This is a genomic window from Vibrio coralliirubri (genome assembly GCF_024347375.1).
GTDB lineage: Bacteria > Pseudomonadota > Gammaproteobacteria > Enterobacterales > Vibrionaceae > Vibrio > Vibrio coralliirubri.
On sequence record NZ_AP025470.1, the window covers coordinates 1,247,071 to 1,268,514 of the forward strand.

Annotated in this window: 19 protein-coding genes and 1 riboswitch; of the genes, 8 read left to right on the forward strand and 11 right to left on the reverse strand. The window is 43.6% G+C overall.

Annotated features, from left to right (window positions below; all coding sequences use genetic code 11):
- The first annotated feature begins 14 nt into the window (after nt 1-14).
- The gene (gene clpA, locus OCV20_RS05880) at nt 15-2,288 is read left to right on the forward strand and encodes an ATP-dependent Clp protease ATP-binding subunit ClpA (RefSeq protein ID WP_086775527.1); all 2,274 of its coding nucleotides are present in this window, start codon (nt 15-17) and stop codon (nt 2,286-2,288) included.
- A 179-nt stretch (nt 2,289-2,467) separates the two neighbouring features.
- On the opposite strand, the gene OCV20_RS05885 is transcribed toward clpA, so the two are convergent.
- The 4 genes from OCV20_RS05885 to aat all read right to left on the reverse strand — a co-directional run bounded on the left by OCV20_RS05885 (nt 2,468) and on the right by aat (nt 5,503).
- Nucleotides 2,468-3,639 (reverse strand): IS3 family transposase gene (locus tag OCV20_RS05885; protein WP_108721736.1). Its coding sequence is split into 2 segments (ribosomal slippage): nt 2,468-3,357 and nt 3,357-3,639, totalling 1,173 coding nucleotides; the frame shifts between segments, so codons are not numbered across the junction.
- A 155-nt stretch (nt 3,640-3,794) separates the two neighbouring features.
- The gene (gene infA, locus OCV20_RS05890) at nt 3,795-4,013 is read right to left on the reverse strand and encodes a translation initiation factor IF-1 (protein WP_001040192.1); all 219 of its coding nucleotides are present in this window, start codon (nt 4,011-4,013) and stop codon (nt 3,795-3,797) included.
- 81 nt (nt 4,014-4,094) lie between these two features.
- Nucleotides 4,095-4,793 (reverse strand): arginyltransferase, encoded by a 699-nt coding sequence (locus OCV20_RS05895; RefSeq protein ID WP_086775872.1) that lies wholly within the window; start codon nt 4,791-4,793, stop codon nt 4,095-4,097.
- A complete protein-coding gene (gene aat, locus OCV20_RS05900; protein ID WP_086775873.1) occupies nt 4,793-5,503 on the reverse strand; it encodes a leucyl/phenylalanyl-tRNA--protein transferase in 711 nt (236 codons plus the stop codon). Before aat ends, OCV20_RS05895 begins: the two co-directional genes overlap by 1 nt.
- A 53-nt stretch (nt 5,504-5,556) precedes the next feature.
- Here aat and OCV20_RS05905 point away from each other — a divergent pair, with 53 nt between their 5' ends.
- Both OCV20_RS05905 and aroA read left to right on the forward strand, forming a co-directional pair.
- Nucleotides 5,557-6,012, forward strand: a complete 456-nt coding sequence (locus tag OCV20_RS05905; RefSeq protein ID WP_004736438.1) for an outer membrane lipoprotein — start codon at nt 5,557-5,559, stop codon at nt 6,010-6,012.
- 162 nt (nt 6,013-6,174) lie between these two features.
- Nucleotides 6,175-7,455: a 3-phosphoshikimate 1-carboxyvinyltransferase gene (gene aroA / locus OCV20_RS05910; protein WP_017062105.1), complete on the forward strand. Its 1,281-nt coding sequence runs from the start codon at nt 6,175-6,177 to the stop codon at nt 7,453-7,455.
- Between the two features lie 61 nt (nt 7,456-7,516).
- Here the strand turns inward: aroA and OCV20_RS05915 are convergent, their stop codons facing one another.
- The gene (locus tag OCV20_RS05915; protein WP_017062104.1) at nt 7,517-7,762 is read right to left on the reverse strand and encodes a YciN family protein; all 246 of its coding nucleotides are present in this window, start codon (nt 7,760-7,762) and stop codon (nt 7,517-7,519) included.
- Between the two features lie 439 nt (nt 7,763-8,201).
- Here OCV20_RS05915 and topA point away from each other — a divergent pair, with 439 nt between their 5' ends.
- The 4 genes from topA to OCV20_RS05935 all read left to right on the forward strand — a co-directional run bounded on the left by topA (nt 8,202) and on the right by OCV20_RS05935 (nt 15,112).
- Complete coding sequence (topA, locus tag OCV20_RS05920) at nt 8,202-10,832, forward strand: type I DNA topoisomerase (RefSeq protein ID WP_086775874.1); 2,631 nt, start codon at nt 8,202-8,204, stop codon at nt 10,830-10,832.
- A gap of 535 nt (nt 10,833-11,367) precedes the next feature.
- Nucleotides 11,368-12,585: a glucose-1-phosphate adenylyltransferase gene (gene glgC, locus OCV20_RS05925; protein ID WP_017062102.1), complete on the forward strand. Its 1,218-nt coding sequence runs from the start codon at nt 11,368-11,370 to the stop codon at nt 12,583-12,585.
- A complete protein-coding gene (gene glgA / locus OCV20_RS05930) occupies nt 12,575-14,029 on the forward strand; it encodes a glycogen synthase GlgA (protein WP_017067845.1) in 1,455 nt (484 codons plus the stop codon). The genes glgC and glgA overlap by 11 nt, the downstream gene beginning before the upstream one ends.
- A 285-nt stretch (nt 14,030-14,314) precedes the next feature.
- The gene (locus tag OCV20_RS05935; RefSeq protein WP_017062100.1) at nt 14,315-15,112 is read left to right on the forward strand and encodes an alpha/beta fold hydrolase; all 798 of its coding nucleotides are present in this window, start codon (nt 14,315-14,317) and stop codon (nt 15,110-15,112) included.
- Nucleotides 15,113-15,243: 131 nt separating this feature from the next.
- Here the strand turns inward: OCV20_RS05935 and OCV20_RS05940 are convergent, their stop codons facing one another.
- From OCV20_RS05940 to torD, 5 genes are all read right to left on the reverse strand, one after another.
- Nucleotides 15,244-15,561 (reverse strand): putative signal transducing protein, encoded by a 318-nt coding sequence (locus OCV20_RS05940; protein WP_086775875.1) that lies wholly within the window; start codon nt 15,559-15,561, stop codon nt 15,244-15,246.
- A gap of 64 nt (nt 15,562-15,625) precedes the next feature.
- Nucleotides 15,626-16,306, reverse strand: a complete 681-nt coding sequence (locus OCV20_RS05945) for a TVP38/TMEM64 family protein (protein WP_086775876.1) — start codon at nt 16,304-16,306, stop codon at nt 15,626-15,628.
- 134 nt (nt 16,307-16,440) lie between these two features.
- On the reverse strand, nt 16,441-17,031 hold the full coding sequence (locus tag OCV20_RS05950) for a TfoX/Sxy family DNA transformation protein (RefSeq protein WP_019820997.1): 591 nt from the start codon (nt 17,029-17,031) through the stop codon (nt 16,441-16,443).
- Nucleotides 17,032-17,158: 127 nt separating this feature from the next.
- A riboswitch (cyclic di-GMP riboswitch) is annotated at nt 17,159-17,244 on the reverse strand.
- A gap of 170 nt (nt 17,245-17,414) precedes the next feature.
- Nucleotides 17,415-18,419 carry an HTH-type transcriptional repressor PurR gene (gene purR / locus OCV20_RS05955; RefSeq protein WP_017062096.1) on the reverse strand — a complete coding sequence of 335 codons (1,005 nt, stop codon included), beginning with the start codon at nt 18,417-18,419 and terminating at the stop codon, nt 17,415-17,417.
- A 315-nt stretch (nt 18,420-18,734) separates the two neighbouring features.
- A complete protein-coding gene (gene torD / locus OCV20_RS05960) occupies nt 18,735-19,382 on the reverse strand; it encodes a molecular chaperone TorD (protein WP_050621831.1) in 648 nt (215 codons plus the stop codon).
- A 285-nt stretch (nt 19,383-19,667) separates the two neighbouring features.
- Between torD and torR the strand changes: the two genes are divergently transcribed.
- Nucleotides 19,668-20,381, forward strand: a complete 714-nt coding sequence (torR, locus tag OCV20_RS05965; RefSeq protein ID WP_017067841.1) for a two-component system response regulator TorR — start codon at nt 19,668-19,670, stop codon at nt 20,379-20,381.
- A 166-nt stretch (nt 20,382-20,547) separates the two neighbouring features.
- Here torR and elyC read toward each other — a convergent pair whose 3' ends face one another.
- Nucleotides 20,548-21,399 (reverse strand): envelope biogenesis factor ElyC, encoded by an 852-nt coding sequence (elyC, locus tag OCV20_RS05970; protein WP_048616269.1) that lies wholly within the window; start codon nt 21,397-21,399, stop codon nt 20,548-20,550.
- Nucleotides 21,400-21,444 lie beyond the last annotated feature (45 nt).

Sequence of the window (21,444 nt, forward strand, 5' to 3'; positions counted from 1 at the left end):
CTTAGGAGGTACTTATGCTAAATAAAGAATTAGAGACGAGTTTAAATGGCGCATTTGCTCGTGCGCGAGACAAGCGACATGAATTCATGACTGTCGAACACCTCCTACTAGCATTATTAGAAAATGATGCGGCCAAGGAAGCGCTCCAAGCTTGTCAGGCTGATCTCGATGCTCTTCGCAATGAGCTCGATATTTTTATCGATCAAACGACCCCACTTATCCCTGAAAGCGACGAAACTCGCGAAACTCAGCCTACGTTGAGCTTTCAACGAGTACTTCAACGCGCTGTTTTTCATGTTCAATCTTCAGGTCGCAGCGAAGTAACAGGTGCTAACGTACTTGTGGCTATTTTTAGTGAGCAAGAATCTCACGCGGCATATCTTCTTAAGAAAAACGACATTAGTCGCTTAGATATTGTTAACTTCATCTCACACGGTATTACTAAAGCCAGCAACGAAGGCGACAGCCCTTCATCATCTGATTCATTTGGTGGTGCAGAAAATGCTGAAGAAGCTAACTCCGAAGACCGTTTAGAAAATTTTGCTACTAACCTTAACGAAGTAGCGAAGCAGGGCAATATTGACCCATTAATCGGTCGCGACAAAGAGCTAGAACGTACTATCCAAGTTCTATGTCGTCGTCGTAAGAACAACCCTCTGTTAGTGGGTGAAGCGGGTGTAGGTAAAACTGCCATCGCGGAAGGTCTTGCATGGCGCATCGTTGAAGGACAAGTGCCTGAAATCATTCAGAGTAGCGTGATTTATTCTCTAGATATTGGCTCACTGCTAGCAGGAACCAAGTATCGTGGTGACTTTGAGAAACGTTTTAAAGCGATTCTTAAGCAACTGGAGAAAGAAGAAGACGCGATTCTGTTCATCGATGAGATCCACACCATTATTGGTGCGGGTGCTGCATCGGGTGGTCAGGTTGATGCGGCAAACTTAATTAAACCACTACTAAGCAGTGGTAAATTACGTTGCATCGGTTCAACAACGTACCAAGAGTACAGCAGTATTTTTGAGAAGGAGCGTGCTTTAGCTCGTCGCTTCCAGAAAATCGATATTATCGAGCCATCGCTAGACGATACAACCAAGATTCTGATCGGCTTGAAGCCAAAATACGAAGCTCACCACGAAGTGCGCTACACCAACAAAGCGTTGCGTGCCGCTGTGGAACTGTCAGCTAAATACATTAATGAACGTCACCTTCCAGATAAGGCCATTGACGTAATCGATGAAGCGGGCGCTCGTAGCCGTTTGGCACCTGCAAGCCGTCGTAAGAAAACGGTAAGCGTGGCTGATATTGAGTCAATGGTTGCGAAAATGGCGCGTATTCCTGAAAAGTCAGTATCGTCTTCAGACAAAGATACGCTGCAGAAACTGGATGACCGCATGAAAATGTTGGTATTCGGACAAGACCCTGCAATCGATGTATTGAGTGAAGCGATTAAGCTAACCCGTGCTGGGTTGGGTGCAGACAATAAACCTGTTGGTTCATTCTTGTTTGCTGGTCCTACTGGTGTCGGTAAAACAGAGGTGACTGTTCAGCTGTCTAAGTTGATGGGTATTGAGCTTCTGCGCTTTGATATGTCTGAGTACGGTGAGCGTCACTCTGTGAGCCGCTTGATCGGTGCGCCTCCTGGTTATGTTGGTTACGACCAAGGTGGTCTGCTAACGGATGCCGTAATCAAGAACCCGCACTCTGTTGTGTTACTGGATGAAATCGAGAAAGCTCACCCAGATATCTTTAACTTGCTACTGCAGGTAATGGATAACGGCACGCTAACTGACAACAATGGTCGTAAAGCGGATTTCCGCAATGTGATTCTAGTGATGACGACCAACGCAGGTGTGGCTGAAACCGAGAAGAAATCGATCGGCCTGATCCAACAAGATCATGCGCCAGATGCGATGGGCGAAATCAAGAAGGTGTTTACTCCTGAGTTCCGTAACCGTCTTGATAATATCATTTGGTTCAACAGTCTTGATCCAACTGTGATTAGTCAAGTAGTTGATAAGTTCATTGTCGAGCTTCAGGTTCAACTGGACGCTCGTGGCGTGTCTTTAGAGGTTTCTGAGGATGCTCGTCACTGGTTAGCTAATAAAGGCTATGACAAGACCATGGGTGCTCGTCCAATGGGGCGCGTGATTCAAGAGAAGCTTAAGAAACCACTTGCTAACGAGTTACTGTTCGGTAGCTTGGTTGATGGCGGTACGGTTAAAGTATCCCTGAAAAAAGACGAATTGGATTTCATCTATGTTGGTGCTAAAGAAGAGGTTATGCACTAACGAAGTGATTGATAAATCAAGGGCTCAAATATAAAACGCATGACTTCGGTTGTGCGTTTTTTTATGCTTGCGAGATGCGAGATGCGAGATGCGAGATGCGAGATGCGAGATGCGAGATGCGAGATGCGAGATGCGAGATGCGAGATGTGATATGGCCCCTAAAAAGTAGACACAGGGGTTTAGTTGATTAGTTCAAAGTCCATGGGACTCACTCCACCTAGAGTCCCATGTCTTCTTACTGGATTATAATAGGTATCGATATAAATTCGACTCTGCATCGTCATTTCTTGTCGTGAAAGCTGATCTAAGTTGTTCATCCACTCTTTCTTATATTGCGCAAAGAAGCTTTCGGAACAAGCGTTGTCCCAACAGTTTCCTTTTCTCGACATGCTGACTTTAATCTTTCGTTTACGGTGCCAACGGATCGTCTCCAACGCTCGATACTGTATACCTTGATCGGAGTGAAACAAAAGCTCGTGACCTAAGGGCTGCCTTTGTTTCCAAGCCTTATTCAGGCTTCTTAGCACTAACTTTGCGTTATTAATGCGACTTGTCGACCAACCAATCACTTTGCGTGAAAACAAATCTAAGACGACGCACAGGTATTGCCAACCATCAGTACAGCGCACCTGAGTTATATCTGACACCCAAACTCGATCGGGTTTATCCACCTTAAATTGACGGGCAAGAATGTTATAGGCAGGTATAAGCGTATTTTGTCTTGGTGCTCGTCCATATCGCTTCTTGCTCGCGCAAGAGCGATAGCCCATATTCTGCAGAAGCCTCTGTACTCGCTTTTTATTACAAATAAAGCCGTTAGCGACCGCTGCTTCCCAAAGCTTTCGATAGCCTGGAATACAATACTGAGCTTTGCTTTCTCTCCTCAAGTAGTGACTTAAAGACTCATTGTCTGTCTCTCGCTTCGATGGTTTCCTTGTTAGCCACTTGTAATAACCCGCTTTAGAAACACCCAACCATTGGCATAGTCGTATGACAGGAAGCTTCACACTGGCCTTCTTAAGGATATACTCGAACCTTATTCTTTTTGGCTGTCGAAGAAAGCCTTCGCTTCCTTTAAGAAATCATTCTCCAGCTCTGCCATCTCAAGCTTCTTTTTCAATTGACGGATCTCTTTCTCCAGTTGTGCAAAGGATTTTTCGGGGCCGTGGTTAGGTATTGGGAGGGAGTTAGTCTTTTTCGATGTCATTTGGCATCTCCATTTAGAAAGTAGCACCGGCGATATTCCTAAGGATAGTGCTACTGACTTAACGGTATCAGAAGAATCGAGAGATCGCTGAACAGCTTCTCGTTTAAATTCGTCTGTATATTGTCTTTGTGATTTTACTTTCATGACACTCAATGCTCTGTATTAAGTGTCTACTTTTATGGGGTCACATCAGATGTGAGATGCGAGATGTGAGATTGATGTACTTGTGTAGTAAAACGTTCAGGCAATAAAAAACGGAGCCTTAAGCTCCGCTTCTTATTGTATTCGCTAATTAAAAATTAACGAGCACGGAAGACGATGCGGCCTTTAGAAAGGTCGTATGGAGTCATCTCAACAGTTACTTTATCACCAGTAAGAATACGGATGTAGTTCTTACGCATTTTACCAGAGATGTGTGCTGTCACTACGTGACCGTTTTCAAGCTCAACACGGAACATTGTGTTTGGTAGAGTATCAAGGACAGTGCCTTGCATCTCGATTACGTCTTCTTTAGCCATCTAATCCTCTTTCGAAATTTGGCGGTTTTCAACGGCTTGATTGTGCCGTTAAAATCAAAATATGTAAAGTTGTCGCGTATTCTACCCTTGCCACCGCTGATTTACTAGCCTTTGATGACGTTGAAATCGTACTTTATAGTTCATCGCAGGGCATTCATCGATTTGATAACCCAAATATAACCATTGTTTTTGCTCTTTCTGGGCATGTTGGATCTGAAATAAAACGCCAAGTGTTCCCATCGAAATGTCTATATCAGGATCGAAGAAGGTATAAAACGCGCTCGTACAGTGAGCCATGATGTCGGTTACGGCGATACCAACCAACTTGTTCTCTTCATAGATGTGCATGAACTTTGTAGTAAGCCACTCATTTTTAGAGAATTGTAGAAACTCTTCTTTCTTGGGTGGGTACATGGTTCCCGAACGGTGACGAGCGGTGATATAGCGACTGTATAAGTCAAACCAGTTGTCATCCATCTCATCTTTCAGCTCCCAGCGCAGTGATTTCCCTTTGTTCAGGATCCGTCGTTGGCTTTTGGAGAGCTTTACCTCAGGAATTGAAAGACGAATTGCTTGGCATGCTGAGCAATTATCGCAATGTGGCTTGTAAATGGTCGTTCCACTGCGGCGAAATCCATTCGCAAGCAGAACTTCATAGTTATCTGAGGTGTGCATGTGTTCATCAAGCGTGACCGCCACTCTTTCTTCGAGGTGAGGTAAGTAGCTGCAAGCGTGATTGTCTGTTAATCCAATTCTGATTTGTTGTAAATCTGGATTCATTAAGGCATTTCCTTTAGCCATTGGGTTTTAAAGCATGCATCGTTAACGGAGAACTCTTTGAGTGATTGCAGAGAACCTAGGAATTCATCCCTATCAACCTCAATAGCACCTAAGGATTCCAAGTGAGGGTTCATGACTTGGCAATCAATCAGTTGTCCGCCGAATTGTGTAAAGTGTTCACAAAAGTACCACAGCGCAATTTTAGAGGCATTGGTCTTCAGGCTGAACATCGATTCACCGCAAAAGACTTGGCCTCTTTGTAAGCCGTAAAGTCCACCGATCAGTTCATCATCTTGCCAAACCTCAACCGAGTGGCAGAAACCTAATGAAGCGAGTTTGCGGTAGGCTGACTGCATGTCGCTGTTTAGCCAGGTTTCTTCTTCGGGTCTTAGTGAAGAGCAATAACCAATTACTCTGTCCGTCGCTTGGTTGATGCTGACTCGGTAATTGTGCTTTCTTTGAAACTTTTTAAGACTTTTTGACGGTTCGAATGTCTTAGGATTAAATACCGCTCGCGGTGCAGGGCTCCACCAAAGTATAGGCTCACCTGGGCCATACCATGGAAATATACCTTGGCTATAAGCGTTTAAAATTCGCATTGGTGATAAATCACCACCGAAGGCGAGCAGACCGTTGGGTTCATCAAGCGCGTCGAAAGGCGAAGGAAACTCTATACTAGTAGTATCAAGTTCGGTTAGGTATATAGTCATAAGTACCGCATTACAGATTAATCACTGACCAAGAGGTCTTTAGGAGTTTTACCATGAAGAAGTTGCTTTGGATTTTACTTGTTTTGCCCATGTTGGCAAATGCAGCTTACAACAGAAACCAAGCTCGACCAGTAAACGAGGTGGTTTATGGTGAGATTGATACGGTCAGATACATCACGCAGCAAGAGATCGTTGAGTCGAAAGCGAATGGTTGGGAAACCTTGTTAGGTGCGGCGATTGGTGGCTTGATTGGTAATCAGTTTGGCGGCGGCACCGGTAAAGAAGTGGCGACGGCCGTCGGTGCAGTAGCGGGCGCGGGTATTGCTCGTAACCGAGGTAACACACAATATAAAGTCGAGTACAAACTGGTCGAGTTATTGGTCAAAACCAAAGACGACAAGTTGGTTAACATTATCCAAGATGTCGATAACTCGATGCTGTTCAACCGAGGCGATGATGTACGAATTCTCTATTTTTCAGATGGTGTTCGAGTCGATCTCGTGTACTAGTATGTAAATACGATTGATTGGCTAATTAATCACCGGTTTGAGCGGGATTAGCTCTGGAGTTCGTTGGAAAAGTTCGTTAGTCTGCAAGTACGAAGAATTATTCATCACCCGAAAATAAATACGCGCCAGTGACTTCGGGTGGCACAAGGACTATAAGATTTAATGGAAAGCCTTACGTTACAACCAATTCAAAAAGTGAACGGGGAAGTTAACCTACCTGGTTCAAAAAGCGTTTCCAACCGTGCACTTCTTTTGGCTGCACTTTCTACGGGAACCACTCGCCTAACAAACTTGCTAGACAGTGATGATATTCGTCATATGTTGAATGCATTGACCCAGTTAGGTGTTGATTATCAGTTGTCTGCAGACAAAACCGTTTGTGAAGTGACAGGTGTTGGTGGTGCATTTTCAAGTGACAAAGCCCTAGAGCTTTTCTTAGGTAACGCGGGTACGGCGATGCGTCCGTTGGCGGCTGCACTATGTTTAGGTCGCGGTGAATACGTTCTTACTGGTGAGCCGCGCATGAAAGAGCGCCCAATTGGCCACTTAGTAACGGCCCTGCGAGAAGCCGGTGCCGACGTTGAATACTTAGAGAACGAAAACTACCCACCATTGAAGATAACAGGTACAGGTCTGAAGAGCGGTACAGTTTCTATCGACGGTTCTATCTCTAGTCAATTCTTGACGGCATTTTTGATGGCTGCGCCTTTAGCTGAAGGTGAAGTGACCATTAAAATTGACGGTGAATTGGTTTCTAAACCTTACATCGATATTACGCTGCACATCATGAAGCAATTTGGTGTGGACGTGATCAATAATGATTACCAAGAGTTTGTCATTCCTACCGGGCAATCTTACTCGGCACCGGGTGATTTCTTGGTTGAAGGTGATGCATCATCTGCGTCATATTTCCTTGCAGCCGCTGCTATCAAAGGTGGTGAGATTAAGGTCACTGGTATTGGTAAAAACAGTATCCAAGGTGATATTCAATTCGCTGATGCGCTTGAGAAAATGGGTGCGGAAATCGAATGGGGTGACGACTACGTTATTTCTCGTTGTGGCGAGCTGAAAGGCATTGATATGGACTATAACCATATCCCAGATGCTGCGATGACTATCGCGACAACTGCATTGTTTGCGAAAGGCACAACGGCAATCCGTAATGTCTACAACTGGCGTGTGAAAGAGACAGACCGCTTGGCAGCAATGGCAACAGAGCTACGTAAAGTCGGCGCTGAGGTCGAAGAGGGTGAAGATTACATCATTGTTAACCCTGTGGCTGAACTGACTCACGCGGCGATTGATACTTACGATGATCACCGTATGGCGATGTGTTTCTCGCTGGTTGCCTTGAGCGATACGCCTGTGACGATTAATGATCCAGGTTGTACGTCAAAGACATTTCCTGATTACTTCGACAAGCTGAAAATGCTAAGTCTATAAAAATGCTTAGTATGTAGAGGTTTAGGAACAAAAAAGCTTGCCTAAGTGGCAAGCTTTTTAATTATTGCTGAATTGTAAATTCTTTCGAAAGGTGGTGCGCTAAGTATTTAAACATGTTAAATACCGCGGTTGTATTCTCGGTCGGCATTCCATTGCTGTCTAAGAAGTATTCACCTTTGAAGACGAGTACATCGTCTTTTTCTACTACGCTGTTTGCGCGCATGCCTTCAATGTAGTCATCATGTGATTGGATAATTTGGTTTGCGATAAGCAGTAAATCAAATTCTGCTATTACTTTCTTTGTCATGAGTTTATCTCTGATAACTGAATATAACGTTGAGTTTATGGTGTCGAACTAGAAATTCAATGATTTCACAACCGATTAAGAGAGTCTTTTCAAACATCCACAATTTATTTTGTGATTTACGGCAAAAATAATTGAATGGGGCTCGCGTTAGATTCGCGGACAAGCTTAGTATGAGCCCGTTTAGACGTAATGCCTGATGAATAGGCTCTTGCAAGTATTCTTAGTGAGTACTTTATAGCTTCTTTATATTGTGACCCTTTTATCTATGAGTCGTCGAATTGTCGAGCGATCAGATCCAATTTTGAAAAAAGCGGTTGATCTTCTAGTAATCTCGCACAATAGTAAAAAAAGAAGCAATGAATTTAGAATATCATGCGTAAAAGCCCACAAGCTAAATTGTTGGTGCTGAAGCATCGTGATTAAGGACGTTAGAGTCAATATGGGTAAATCGCTCGTTATAGTGGAGTCGCCAGCCAAGGCTAAAACTATCAATAAATATCTTGGCAAAGACTTTGTCGTTAAGTCGAGTGTAGGTCACGTACGTGATTTACCAACGGCGGGTCAAAGTACTGGTCAAAAGGCTGCTGCAGTTTCAACCAAGGGTATGAGCCCAGAAGACAAAGCTCGTATCAAGAAAGAAAAAGATCGCAAAGCTCTTATTAAAAAGATGGGTATCAACCCATATAAAGAGTGGGAAGCGAATTACCAAATCCTACCTGGTAAAGAGAAAGTCGTCGCTGAATTGCAAAAACTGGCTGAGAACGCAGACCATGTTTATCTCGCAACCGATTTGGACCGCGAAGGAGAAGCTATCGCATGGCACCTTCGTGAGATCATCGGTGGCGATGAAACGCGATACAAGCGAGTGGTTTTTAACGAAATCACCAAGAATGCTATTCAACAAGCTTTCGAAACTCCAGGTGAGTTAAATATTGATGGCGTAAACGCACAACAAGCACGACGTTTTATGGACCGTGTTGTTGGCTTTATGGTATCACCTCTGCTTTGGAAAAAAGTAGCACGAGGCCTGTCCGCTGGCCGTGTTCAATCAGTAGCGGTAAAACTACTGGTAGAGCGTGAGCGCGAGATCAACGCCTTTATCCCTGAAGAGTTCTGGGATGTGCATGCTGATACTAAAACAGCAGAGAAAACCGACTTCAGACTGCAAGTAGCACAGAAAGACGGTGTTGCGTTTAAACCTGAAAACGAAGCGCAAACACAAGCTGCTGTTAGCGTTTTAGAAAAAGCGCAATACGAAGTATGTAAACGTGAAGACCGCCCAACAAAGAGTAAGCCGTCTGCGCCTTACATCACGTCGACGCTGCAACAAGCGGCGAGTACCCGTCTTGGTTATGGCGTAAAGAAAACCATGATGCTGGCTCAACGCCTGTATGAAGCGGGTTACATCACTTATATGCGTACTGACTCTACTAACTTGAGTTCAGAAGCTGTAGAAGCCGCTCGTGAATACATTGGTTCTGAGTATGGCGCGCAATACCTTCCACCTAAAGCACTTGTATACGGCAGCAAAGAGGGCGCTCAAGAGGCCCACGAAGCGATTCGTCCTTCAAGTGTAGATGTTAAGTCGGAAGACCTAAACGGCGTAGACGGAGACGCACACAAGCTTTACTCGCTAATTTGGAATCAATTCGTTGCGTGTCAAATGACACCAGCTCAATACGATTCAACGACAGTAAGCGTTAAAGCCGATGAGTACACGTTGAAAGCGAAAGGTCGTATCCTTAAATTTGATGGTTGGACTCGTGTTCAGCGTCCAATGGGTAAGAACGAAGATACTATCCTTCCAGCAGTACAGATCGGCGACAAGCTTGATCTGATCGCGTTAGACCCTAAGCAGCACTTCACTAAGCCACCGGCTCGTTTCACTGAAGCGGCGCTAGTTAAAGAGCTTGAGAAGCGTGGTATTGGTCGTCCTTCAACATACGCATCAATCATCTCGACGATTCAAGATCGTGGTTATGTAAAAGTTGAACAGCGTCGTTTCTATGCTGAGAAGATGGGTGAAATTGTTACTGACCGTCTAGACGGCAGCTTCAATGACCTAATGAACTACGACTTCACTGCTCGTATGGAGCAGAAGTTGGACCAAATCGCAGAAGGCGAAGCAAGCTGGAAAGGCGTGCTAGATAACTTCTTCGAAGACTTTACTGGCGATTTGGAAAAAGCGGATCTTGATGAAGACGCTGGTGGCATGAAGCCAAATCATATCGTGGAAACCGATATTGAGTGTCCGACTTGTAGCCGTAAAATGGGTATTCGTACTGCTTCGACAGGCGTATTTCTTGGTTGTTCTGGCTATGCACTTCCACCAAAAGAGCGTTGTAAGACAACAATCAACCTTGGTGATGAAGAAGGCATTATCAACGTGCTTGAAGAAGACGTTGAAACAGCAGCACTTCGAGCTAAAAAGCGTTGTCCTATTTGTGAAACGGCAATGGATGCTTATCTGATTGATGATAAGCGTAAGATGCACGTATGTGGTAACAACCCGAACTGTGAAGGTTATGTGGTTGAGCACGGCGAATTTAAAGTGAAAGGCTACGATGGTCCACTTGTTGAGTGTGACAAGTGTGGTTCTGACATGGTTCTGAAGAACGGTCGTTTTGGTAAATACATGGACTGTACGAGTGAAGATTGCAAGAACACTCGTAAGATTCTGAAAAATGGTGAAGTTGCGCCACCAAAAGAAGACCCGGTGCATTTCCCTGAACTTCCTTGTGAAAATTCAGACGCGTACTTTGTTCTTCGTGATGGTGCTTCTGGTCTATTTATGGCTGCGAGCAACTTCCCTAAATCACGTGAAACACGTGCACCATTAGTGGAAGAGTTGGTTCGTTTTAAAGACCGTATCTCACCTAAGTTCCAATACCTAGCATCAGCGCCAGTTGCTGACCCTGATGGTAAGCCGACAGTGGTTCGTTTTAGTCGTAAGACTAAAGAAAACTACGTTCGTACTGAAGTCGATGGAAAACCGTCCGGTTGGACTGCGTTGTACATCGACGGTAAGTGGGAAGTTACGGATAAGCGTAAAAAGCCGAAAGAGAAGTAACTGAACGTTATTGATGAAAAGCAGCCTAATGGCTGCTTTTTTTTGATCTCAATATGACTAATTATGCAACTTGTTGACTTTGTGTTTCGTCGGCGGGAATTTATTAAATTCACACCGCGAAATAAATGGTGTTAATTAATTATATCTTCTTATGCAACTTTAACGAGAATGTAACTTAATTAAAATATTGTAACTCACAGATCAGCGTTTAGTTGTATACCTGATGTGTGTCGGGTGTTAATGTAATGTTTCGTCTGGACGGTGTAGTGTGAGCTGCTTTAAGTCTTAGGAAAGCAATCAGCTTACGTACCACAGAATGGCGTATTAAAAATTGAATTCGGCCGAAAAGTCGATAACGTATATAAAACCAAGTGCAAAGAATAGTGCACACATAACAACGTTTGGCTTAGGATATTGTCACTGTATGTGAATGGATATTCGCTAAATACCGAAATAAGTGTTGGTGCTCATCCCCCTGAGGAAGATACCTCTACGAGTACTAACATCGACAAGCTATAGATATATGGAGAATAAAATGGCTGGTGTATTGGGAATGATTCTTGCTGGTGGTGAAGGCTCTCGCTTAAGACCTTTAACTGAATCTCGCAGCAAACCCTCGGTTCCTTTCGGTGGTAGTTACCGCTTAATTGATTTCGCTTTGAACAACTTCGTTAATGCTGATCTAATGAAGATCTACGTATTAACACAATTTAAGTCACAGTCACTGTTCCACCATATGAAAAAAGGCTGGAATATCAGTGGTATAACAGACCGTTTTATCGACCCAATTCCTGCGCAAATGCGTAAAGGAAAGCGTTGGTATGAAGGCACAGCAGATGCTATCTACCAAAACATGGGCTTTATGGAGTTGGAAGAACCTGATCAAGTATGTATTTTTGGTTCAGACCATATCTATAAGATGGACATCAAACAGATGCTTGATTTCCATAAAGAGAAGAAAGCGGCTCTAACAGTATCAGCATTGCGCATGCCGCTTGCTGAAGCATCAGAATTCGGTGTTATTGAGGTTGATGCTGACGGCCGTATGATTGGCTTTGAAGAGAAACCTGCAAATCCGAAGTCGATTCCGGGCGATCCAGAATCAGCGCTCGTTTCAATGGGCAACTACGTGTTCGAAGCGAAAGAGCTTTTTGCTGAACTAACGGAAGATGCTGATAGAGAAGGTTCGACACACGATTTCGGCAAAGACATTATTCCAAACATGTTCCCACGTGGTGACGTGTTTGTTTATGATTTCAGCACCAACCGTATTACTGGTGAGAAAGAAGAAGTTTACTGGCGCGATGTAGGTACGATTGACGCGTACTGGCAAGCGCACATGGACCTTCTTAAGAAAGATGCGCCATTCTCGCTATACAACCGTAAATGGCCTCTACACACTTATTACCCGCCACTACCACCAGCTACGTTTACTGATTCGGCAAATGGTCGAATTCAGATCATTGATAGCCTTGTGTGTAGCGGTAGTTATGTACGTGGTTCGCGTATTGAAAAGAGTGTACTGGGCTTCCGCAGCAATATCGCATCAGCGTGTGATATTAGCGAAAGTATCTTACTCGGTGATGTAAAAGTGGGTGAGGGTTGTATCTTGCGCCGCGTTATCATTGATAAAGATGCAGATATCGCACCGGGTACACAGATTGGTGTGAATCTGACAGAAGACAAAAAGCATTACCACGTATCTGACGATGGTGTTGTAGTGATTTCTAAAGGAGCACGAGTTGGTTACTAAGACTCTCTCGGTACTTTTTGTAGCGTCTGAAGTTGAAGGCTTGATTAAAAGTGGTGGCTTGGCTGATGTAGCCAAGGCACTGCCGAAAGCGTTGCAAACACTCGAACAGGACGTTCGAGTGACTATCCCCGCATATAGAAACATTCCAAACATTGATTCAGCAGAAGTTATTTTATCGACTGAACTCGATCATTGGCCTCATACGGCTTATCAAGTTAAAAAACTGAGTGTAGAAGGCGTTCCAGTTTTTGGTATTGAATGTGCCAAGTATTTCGACCGCCCGGAAATGTACGCAGAAAACAATCAAGCTTATGCTGATAACGGAGAGCGCTTCTCGTTCTTTAGTGCAGCCTGTCTTGATATGCTTCCTAAGCTTGGCTTCCAACCGGATATCATTCATGCAAATGACTGGCATACTGGTTTCGTACCTTTCTTGCTTAAATCGCGTTACCAACAACACGATTTCTTTGAAAATACGCGCAGTGTTATCTCGATTCACAATGCGGTTTTCAAAGGTGTGTTCGCATACGATGAACTTCAATTCCTGCCAGAGATGCACAGTTACCATGCGCCTGAAGCTTCAGTGAGTGACACTCATGTCACTATGCTAAGAGCTGGCGTGATGTGCGCGGATAAAGTGAACGCAGTAAGTCCTACCTATGCAGAAGAGTTGAAAACGGAATTAGGTAGCCACGGTATGGCTGCAGAATTCCAACACAGATCGGCTGATCTGTTCGGCATTTTGAATGGGTGTGATTACGGGGCTTGGAATCCGGAAACTGATGCTTTCCTACCTCGTAAATACAAAGCGACCAAGCACAGCATGGCTCGCGGAAAATCAGCTTGTAAGCAAAAACTGCAACAAGATGTAGGTTTACCCGTTGCCGACTGCGCGGTTTATGGCATGGTTTGTCGCTTGACGAATCAAAAAGGTGTTCATTACTTACTGCCTATCATCGAACAGTTTTTGAAAAATGATCTGCAGATCGTGATTGTCGGTACTGGCGATCCGGTTTTAGCGAGTCAATTGAAAGAGCTATCAGCGCTTCACTCAGATAAGTTCTCGTTCGTGGAAGCGTACAATAATGAACTTGCGCACTTGGTTGAAGCAGGCTCTGATTTCTTCTTGATGCCTTCGGAATTTGAACCGTGTGGCTTAAACCAAATCTACAGCATGGCTTACGGTACTTTGCCGATTGTTCGTTCTGTGGGAGGTTTAAAAGACAGCGTGAATGATTACGATGAGGATCCTGAAGTCGCGACTGGGTTTGCTTTTGAAGAGCCAACACCGCAAGCGTTATTGGCTGTGTTACATCGTTCATTACTGCTTTACGCACAAAACCCATCTGAAATTAAGCGTGTTCAGCTTTATGCGATGCAGCAAGATTTTAGTTGGGAAGATGCGGCTAAAGAATACCTAGCTATGTACCATTCAGCATTTTAACTTGTTGACTTAGCTTTAAAATTAGCTGGCGAGCAACAACCGCTCGTAATAAATGAAGGCGCTCTAATTGTAGAGTGCCTTTTTGTTTCCTGGTCAGAGCACATCACGTTTACGAAGACAAAGCTTGCAAACTCATTTTAGTCAGGTAGAAAAGGTGAGGTAGGTATTCACATGACTAATGATAGGTTTGACACTATTATCACTTAAAGTTCTTAATAGCGTGATATCCTTAGTCATCGCCTCGTGATGAGGCATAGCTCCATTCCAATAATTAAAGCGATAGGTATGTCTGAGAGTTTACTATTTCATAAAACATTTACTCACCCGACGAGCGATGAGTGGGTTGTATTTGTGCATGGCGCAGGAGGCAGTTCCTCCATCTGGTTCAAGCAGATCAAAGCGTATAAACAGCATTTCAACTTACTTCTCATTGATCTGAGAGGGCACGGTAAATCAGACAATATACTTAAAGGGCTGATTTCGAATCGTTATACGTTCAAATCGGTGACGCTTGATATTCTTAAAGTGTTAGACCATCTTAAGATCCGTTCTGCACATTTCGTCGGTATGTCTTTGGGCACGATTATTGTGCGTAACGTTGCAGAGCTCGCGGCTGGCCGTGTACGTTCAATGGTACTGGGTGGTGCTGTCACTAAGCTAAACACTCGCTCTCAAGTCTTAATCAAGTTGGGTAACCTCAGCAAGCACATCATTCCTTATATGTGGTTGTACAGCCTTTTTGCTTATGTTGTGATGCCACAAAAGAGTCAGAAAGAATCGCGTCACCTGTTTATCCGCGAAGCTAAAAAGCTGTGCCAGAAAGAGTTTAAGCGCTGGTTTATCTTAACGGCTGATGTAAACCCCTTGATGAAATATTTTAAAGATAGAGAGCTACCAATACCGACTCTTTATTTGATGGGTGAACGTGACTACATGTTTATTAAGCCTGTGAAAGAAATGGTCGCAGCGCATGAGTCGAGCGAGCTAGTAGAGATTCCGAATTGTGGGCACGTATGTAACGTGGAAAACCCTGAAGAGTTTAATCAGCGTTCGATTGCGTTTATTCAAAAACAAATTCAGTGATTTTGTAAATGCGAAATCAAAGATGATGATGGAATCGAATTGAAATAAAAACGGGAAGCTAATTTTAGCTTCCCGTTTTTATTTGGAGGAGGTATCTGACCGAATCGTTCTATCAGGTCACTGAAACCTTGCTATTCAGGTGAGGCAGCACCGCACTGCCAGCAAGAACCGAACTGCGCTTCGTTGACTTCATGACACTTACCACAACGCCACTCTTCATAGATGATCGAATCTTGCTGCTTTTGGTAGTCATTTACTAGCATGCGAGCTTTACTGGCCAATTTTGGCTCATATAACCATACGTAAGGGTCAGTTTCTTCAGTGAATGGGATTTCCCCCTTCAATCCGAACAACCCCTCACCACGGACTTCACAGGCAATATTCTCGCTTTCTAATAATCCACAGATGATATGAGCTTCTGTCGGATTCGATGCACTGAAGATTTTCATTGAAATAGAACCTTATTCAGCTATCTGTGTTATTTAGCTATTATAAACTATTCTGCTATAAACGTTATTCAGCTACGGGCGTTGAACGAAACTTACCCATCAACCATTTAGCCACTATTGGGAATATCCCCAATAACGCAAATGACAATAGTACTGAAGGGGAGACGATGCCCGAAAGTGAATCAATTTCTGCGAGCTGAGTACCAGCATTCAAGAAAACCGCCGTCCCCGGTAACATCCCGATTTGACTCGTAATGTAGTAACGACTCACTGACATCGGTGTTAGACCCATCAATAGGTTGATAAGGAAAAATGGGAATACAGGAATCAGACGCAGAGAAAACAGGTAAAATGCGCCGTCTTTTTCAACCCCCTTGTTAATCGTCGCCAATTTGTCACCAAACTTGGTTTGAATCCAGTCACGTAACAGGTAACGGCTACTTAAGAAGGCTAAAGTAGCACCGATCGCACTTGCGAAAGATACCAGCAGCAAGCTGTTCCAGAAGCCAAATAGCGCGGCCCCTAATAGGGTCACAACAGCGGCACCTGGAATGGAGAAAGCCGTAATCATTACATACGCGACAAAATAGATAGCGGCAGCCGCAATAAAGTTGCTGTCAATGTAGTCATTTAACACAGCTTGTTGGGCCTTAGCATTTTCAAGCGTTAGGTACTGGCCGAAATTGATGCCTAACAACACGATGGTTACGACCAACACAATACCCAATATCATTTTCTTACTCATTGATACTTCCTCTAAATTTTCAATGCATACCGATAGTATAGATAGACAGGCAAAGCATAGATTAACTTTCACCAGATATAAAAAAAGCCGCAGTAAATGCGGCTTAGTTGTGTATAGAGATTGTACTGACAATGTTAATTGACGCGATTGATAAGCTCTTCGCGACGCTGCTGCGGTATAACAGACCAATGTGTACCATTGATCGCGCCTTCTAGCGCCCAAAGTAGTTCAATACTGACAGAAGACGCATGCGATTCTTTGATGGCGTTAAATGCGTTTACAGAGCCAGATTCATATAAACGTTCTACAGAATCGATCCCTGCCTTTTTCAACATACGCTCGGTAGCGAGTCGAAGATTAGGCAGATCTTTGAGTCGGGTCGGCTTAGCAGAAGACTGCTCAGCTTTTTCTTCTTTAGCAAAACCTAGAGACGTGGTTGCAAGCTGCAAGATTTTCTCTTGGTCTTGCCAGAGGCCTTCAGGTAAAGCGAAATATTTAGTAACGACAGGGAAACCACGTTTTTTGTAGACGTACGGTTGAAACCCTTGTTGTTCGAATTGTTTCGTTGTGCCTTTGTCTGCGCGTATGTGCAACTGGTCATTTACAACCAGAGCAAACATAGTGTCATCAGCAAAAAGACCGAAGCCACCAAACATTGAGCGTGATTTTATTTTTCCTAGGGACTCAAATAACTTCATCGAGTCCTTTAGTATCGGTTTATCCATGTTATTTATCTCGGTGTATTTGAACTACGCCACCAAATAAGCAGGTCCGAGAGATTAGCAAAATGTTGCAATTAAATTGTCAATAAGCCGTAAATTACTAAATTATTAGTAGTTACTGCATTTTGCCATCGGTAACCCCGCTACCATACCAACGAGTGGTTTAGGCCGGAAGCTTTGCGTCTCACTCTTTCGAGTGGTTTGCCCTGTGCGTGACTGATTGAATAGAATAAAGTTTTTGTTGAATGAAGCTCACAGTTGATATTTCAAAATGTGATATTGCTTCAATTAATGATCTTTCCGTTGTGCATCTGGGTTCATTATAGTTGCTGATAAAAAAAGCGCACCTAAAGGTGCGCTTGATGAAATTAAACTCGAATTATCAATTAATTTAACGTTTTAACTGTACTTCGTTCAACAATTTCAGGGTGCATTTCGAAGACGCGTTTTTCGTGGTCTTTGTCTTTGATGCGCTCTAATAGAATTTCGAATGCATTCTTACCAACACGACGCTTTGGTTGGTGAACGGTCGTTAGCGGCGGAGAGAAGTATTCAGCCAGTTCGATGTTGTCGTAACCGATCACTGAGATATCTTCTGGAATGCGAATGCCTTTTTCTTGCAGGCGGCTCATTAAGCCGAGTGCCATTGTGTCGTTAAAGCAGAATACCGCCGTTGGACGATCTTCCATCTCAACGATTTGTTCTGCAGCAAGAACAGCCGTATCACACTCGAAGTTACCTTCGATGATCATATTTTCATCGGCAGAAATCTTAGCTTCGTTAAGTGCACGCTTGTAACCGGCAATACGTTCAACACATGCTGCTTTGTCTAAGTGGCCACTTAAACATGCAATCTTAGAGTGACCGCGTTCAATAAGGTATTTGGTCGCTAGGTAGCCACCTTCTTCAGAGTTATCGATGATCTTATCAGCCTGAGAGCTCTCAGGGCCCCAGTCCATGATAACTTTAGGGATGTCAGCGTGACGGTCTAACATCTCTCTTAGTTCTTCAGTTAGGTCAGAACACATAACTAAGATGCCATCTACACGTTTCTCTGCAAGCATTCGAATGTAGTCACGTTGCTTCTCATAGATACCGCCCGTATTACACAGGATCAAAGTGTAACCTTGACGGTAGCAGTAGCTCTCAACACCATCGATAACTTCAGAGAAGAATAGGTTAGTTGATTGAGTCACTAGCATGCCGATAGTGCGTGTTGTATTACATTTCAAGCTACGAGCAACAGCACTTGGTGCATAGTTCAGTTCATCTACGGCTTTGTTTACTTTTTCTTGAGTTGCTTCTGCAACAAAGCGAGTTTTATTGATTACGTGAGAAACGGTTGTTGTTGATACGCCGGCTAAGCGAGCGACATCTTTTATAGTGGCCATGGTTTTATCCTATTAGAAGCTACTTTCCCAAAGTACGGAATAAAGTAGCCGTTAAGCTACCTAACTAAGAGCTTAAATTTGTAGGGCTCTTTGGGTACTAAAGTGCTAAAAAACAAAAAACCGCTATTGAGCGGCTTGTCTTAACACCGAAATGCTCTGAACTTTAATAAGCATAGCATTTCGTGAATGTTTCATATTTTATCGTTTGCGGTCACAATTTTAGACTGACTAGAAACTACTCGCAATAAAATTCACCCAGAAATCCGGGTGAATTGTCACATTCTACTGAATTTATTTACCTAGTCATCCAATAAGCTATTCACCAGCTAAATATTGAGTGTCTAATTGACAGAATGCGAGTAGCAAAGATGAGACACTAGCGTAGAAACCGAATTCATCAACGTCATGACATTTCACGTTGAACTTTGGTACCCAAGTCAGCAGTTGTTGGTCGATAAACTGCTGTTGAACGGCAAATGAATTCTCTAGCTCTTCTTCAATATCCGTTTCGTTTGAACGAATGATCAAGTTACCAAGGAAATCGAGTTCGATAGCAATGTGGTCTGCTGGCTCTTTTAGATCTTGGTTCACAACTAAGTTGTGCTTAGCCATGATCTCTTCCATATCTTTTGCTGGCTTATCATTCAAAAGGCCAGTTTCGCCGATATACATAGAAGCGTAAGGAAGAGCGCCGTGTTTATCTGTCTTTAAGAAAAGGTCGCAAAAGTCTGCAGACAGTTCTAGCTGGGCATCTTCACGTGTTTGTAGACGGTTCAGCGCATCCACTAACTTATCAATCGCTGGCTTTAGTGTTTCATTTTCGCCTAAACCAGTTAGGAAAGAACGAATTTCAACAGAGTGGTAGTGATCGAGTTCTTCTTGAGTGAGCTCTTTGGCAAATAAGCTTGATAGCCACCAGTATATTTCTGCTCTTTGCTCGTTGAACGCTTTCGTATCTTTCATTTGTTAGATCCTGACTTAGTCTTGTGATGTTGCTTATATACATCTTGAAGTCACTTGGGCATAAGCACACCAAGGCTGAATAACAAGGTTATTTGCGAAACGCAAAGTTACTCGTTAGTAGTAATGCCTATATTGAATTGCGATGGACGATAAATAGCAAGGTTTAAGATTGTCTTGTATCAAAAAAAATCCATGTTTCTGGCTTTTATCTTCTGTACCACTAGAATTGTTACTAGTTATGAATAGAATAGTCACTGAAACTATTAAATAAGAAAAGTGGTGTAGATGAGCTATCACGTATTAGTCGTAGAAGATGATGTGGTAACCCGCAGTAAACTGGTTGGATACTTCCAGAACGAGGGTTACACAGTGAGCGAAGCAGAAAGCGGCGCTCAAATGAGAAACGTGTTAGAAGAAAACAACGTTGACCTCATTATGCTGGACATCAACTTACCAGGCGAAGATGGATTGATGCTAACTCGCGAATTACGCAGTCAATCAGACATTGGAATTATTTTAGTTACTGGACGCACGGATAGCATCGACAAAATCGTAGGCCTTGAAATGGGCGCTGACGATTACGTTACTAAACCCTTCGAACTTCGCGAGTTATTAGTTCGAGTAAAAAACCTACTTTGGCGTATCTCTGCCGCTCGTAAAACAGCTGCGGGCGCAGTAGAAGAAACATCAGATGAGTCTGTGGTTCGTTTTGGTGAGTGGACATTTGATATTCCTCGTCGTGCGTTAAGCAAAAACGGCGAACCGGTGAAACTGACCAAAGCAGAATACGAACTGCTAGTGGCTTTGTCCTCTTACCCTAACCAAGTATTAAGCCGCGAACGTATTCTGAATATGATCAGCCACCGAGTGGACGCGCCTAATGACCGTACTATCGACGTACTGATTCGTCGTATGCGTGCAAAAATGGAGTTCGATCCTAAGAACCCACAAATTTTTGTGACGGTTCACGGTGAAGGTTACATGTTCGCTGGTGATTGATTTCCTTCGGGAGTGATTAATCAACAACGACATTTAAACGTAAAAAGCCGAGACATCATTGATGTCTCGGCTTTTTTATTGCTTAGCGTTCATTGTTAACGAACAGAGAACCTAAAAATACTTGCCGACTCAGTCTGCTCAGTATGAGTTTAAAGATTCAGTGGGTTTACTGAGGCTGAGCCGCAGAAACCTCACCGTCATCTTCAACTAAGCTGGAAGCTTCTGGAATAACCGGCTCTTCGACAATGTCATTGCTTGTATCTAGCCAATCACGCAGGCTTTGCCAAACCAATCCCATGGTTTCGTGCCAGTAACGCTCAGTCTGCTCAAGGTAAAGAGCTTTTGGCATGTACTTGTTCCAAGGCTCAACAATACCTTCTTGTGCAAGGTAGTTGGTTGGTGCAGGTAGTGGTTTCATGCCAGCTGAATTGAATTCGTTCAGTGCGCGAGTCATATGGCTCGCTGAAGTCACCAACACCATTCTTTTATTCTTAACGAACGCAGCGGCTTGGCGGGCTTCTTCCCAGGTGTCTTTTGCTGTTTCAAGCAGAATGATGTCGGGCTTTGCTACGCCAAGTGCTAATGCAACTTTAGCCATCATTCTTGCGTTACTTACTTCAGTGCCTGCGCCATAGCCAGACAAAATGAGTTTTGCACCAGGGTAAAGACGTAGAATACGAATCCCTTCACTTAAACGCATCAGGCCGGTGCGGCTAAGTTCTGATGTCGGTGGAATTTGGTCGTCTACGACGTGACCACTTCCGAGAACCATCACGTAATCGACGGTTTCATCGACAGGTAAAAATGCGGTGTGTTGCCTTTCCATTGGCATTAAAAGTTGACTAGAAACTGGTTGGAAAGCGATTAGGAAAATACCACATAGGGCTGAAAGGGTGATTAGGCAACCAGTCTTCCTTTTGGTAGTAAACATCACTAGGGCTAAACCCAGAAAAGCGAGAATTAACATTGCTGGCAGTGGCATCAATAGCGAAGACACTACTTTTTTCAGCTCAAACATATCCGAATAGTCCGAAAAAACATCACTTAGTAGTAAAAAGAGACA

Bases quoted from the DNA above. Each gene is read 5' to 3' on its own strand.
- clpA (WP_086775527.1), top strand. From the start codon at position 15: ATGCTAAATAAAGAATTAGAGACGAGTTTAAATGGCGCATTTGCTCGT.
- infA (WP_001040192.1), bottom strand. From the start codon at position 4,013: ATGGCTAAAGAAGACGTAATCGAGATGCAAGGCACTGTCCTTGATACT.
- OCV20_RS05895 (WP_086775872.1), bottom strand. From the start codon at position 4,793: ATGAATCCAGATTTACAACAAATCAGAATTGGATTAACAGACAATCAC.
- aat (WP_086775873.1), bottom strand. From the start codon at position 5,503: ATGACTATATACCTAACCGAACTTGATACTACTAGTATAGAGTTTCCT.
- OCV20_RS05905 (WP_004736438.1), top strand. From the start codon at position 5,557: ATGAAGAAGTTGCTTTGGATTTTACTTGTTTTGCCCATGTTGGCAAAT.
- aroA (WP_017062105.1), top strand. From the start codon at position 6,175: ATGGAAAGCCTTACGTTACAACCAATTCAAAAAGTGAACGGGGAAGTT.
- OCV20_RS05915 (WP_017062104.1), bottom strand. From the start codon at position 7,762: ATGACAAAGAAAGTAATAGCAGAATTTGATTTACTGCTTATCGCAAAC.
- topA (WP_086775874.1), top strand. From the start codon at position 8,202: ATGGGTAAATCGCTCGTTATAGTGGAGTCGCCAGCCAAGGCTAAAACT.
- glgC (WP_017062102.1), top strand. From the start codon at position 11,368: ATGGCTGGTGTATTGGGAATGATTCTTGCTGGTGGTGAAGGCTCTCGC.
- OCV20_RS05935 (WP_017062100.1), top strand. From the start codon at position 14,315: ATGTCTGAGAGTTTACTATTTCATAAAACATTTACTCACCCGACGAGC.
- OCV20_RS05940 (WP_086775875.1), bottom strand. From the start codon at position 15,561: ATGAAAATCTTCAGTGCATCGAATCCGACAGAAGCTCATATCATCTGT.
- OCV20_RS05945 (WP_086775876.1), bottom strand. From the start codon at position 16,306: ATGAGTAAGAAAATGATATTGGGTATTGTGTTGGTCGTAACCATCGTG.
- OCV20_RS05950 (WP_019820997.1), bottom strand. From the start codon at position 17,031: ATGGATAAACCGATACTAAAGGACTCGATGAAGTTATTTGAGTCCCTA.
- purR (WP_017062096.1), bottom strand. From the start codon at position 18,419: ATGGCCACTATAAAAGATGTCGCTCGCTTAGCCGGCGTATCAACAACA.
- torD (WP_050621831.1), bottom strand. From the start codon at position 19,382: ATGAAAGATACGAAAGCGTTCAACGAGCAAAGAGCAGAAATATACTGG.
- torR (WP_017067841.1), top strand. From the start codon at position 19,668: ATGAGCTATCACGTATTAGTCGTAGAAGATGATGTGGTAACCCGCAGT.
- elyC (WP_048616269.1), bottom strand. From the start codon at position 21,399: ATGTTTGAGCTGAAAAAAGTAGTGTCTTCGCTATTGATGCCACTGCCA.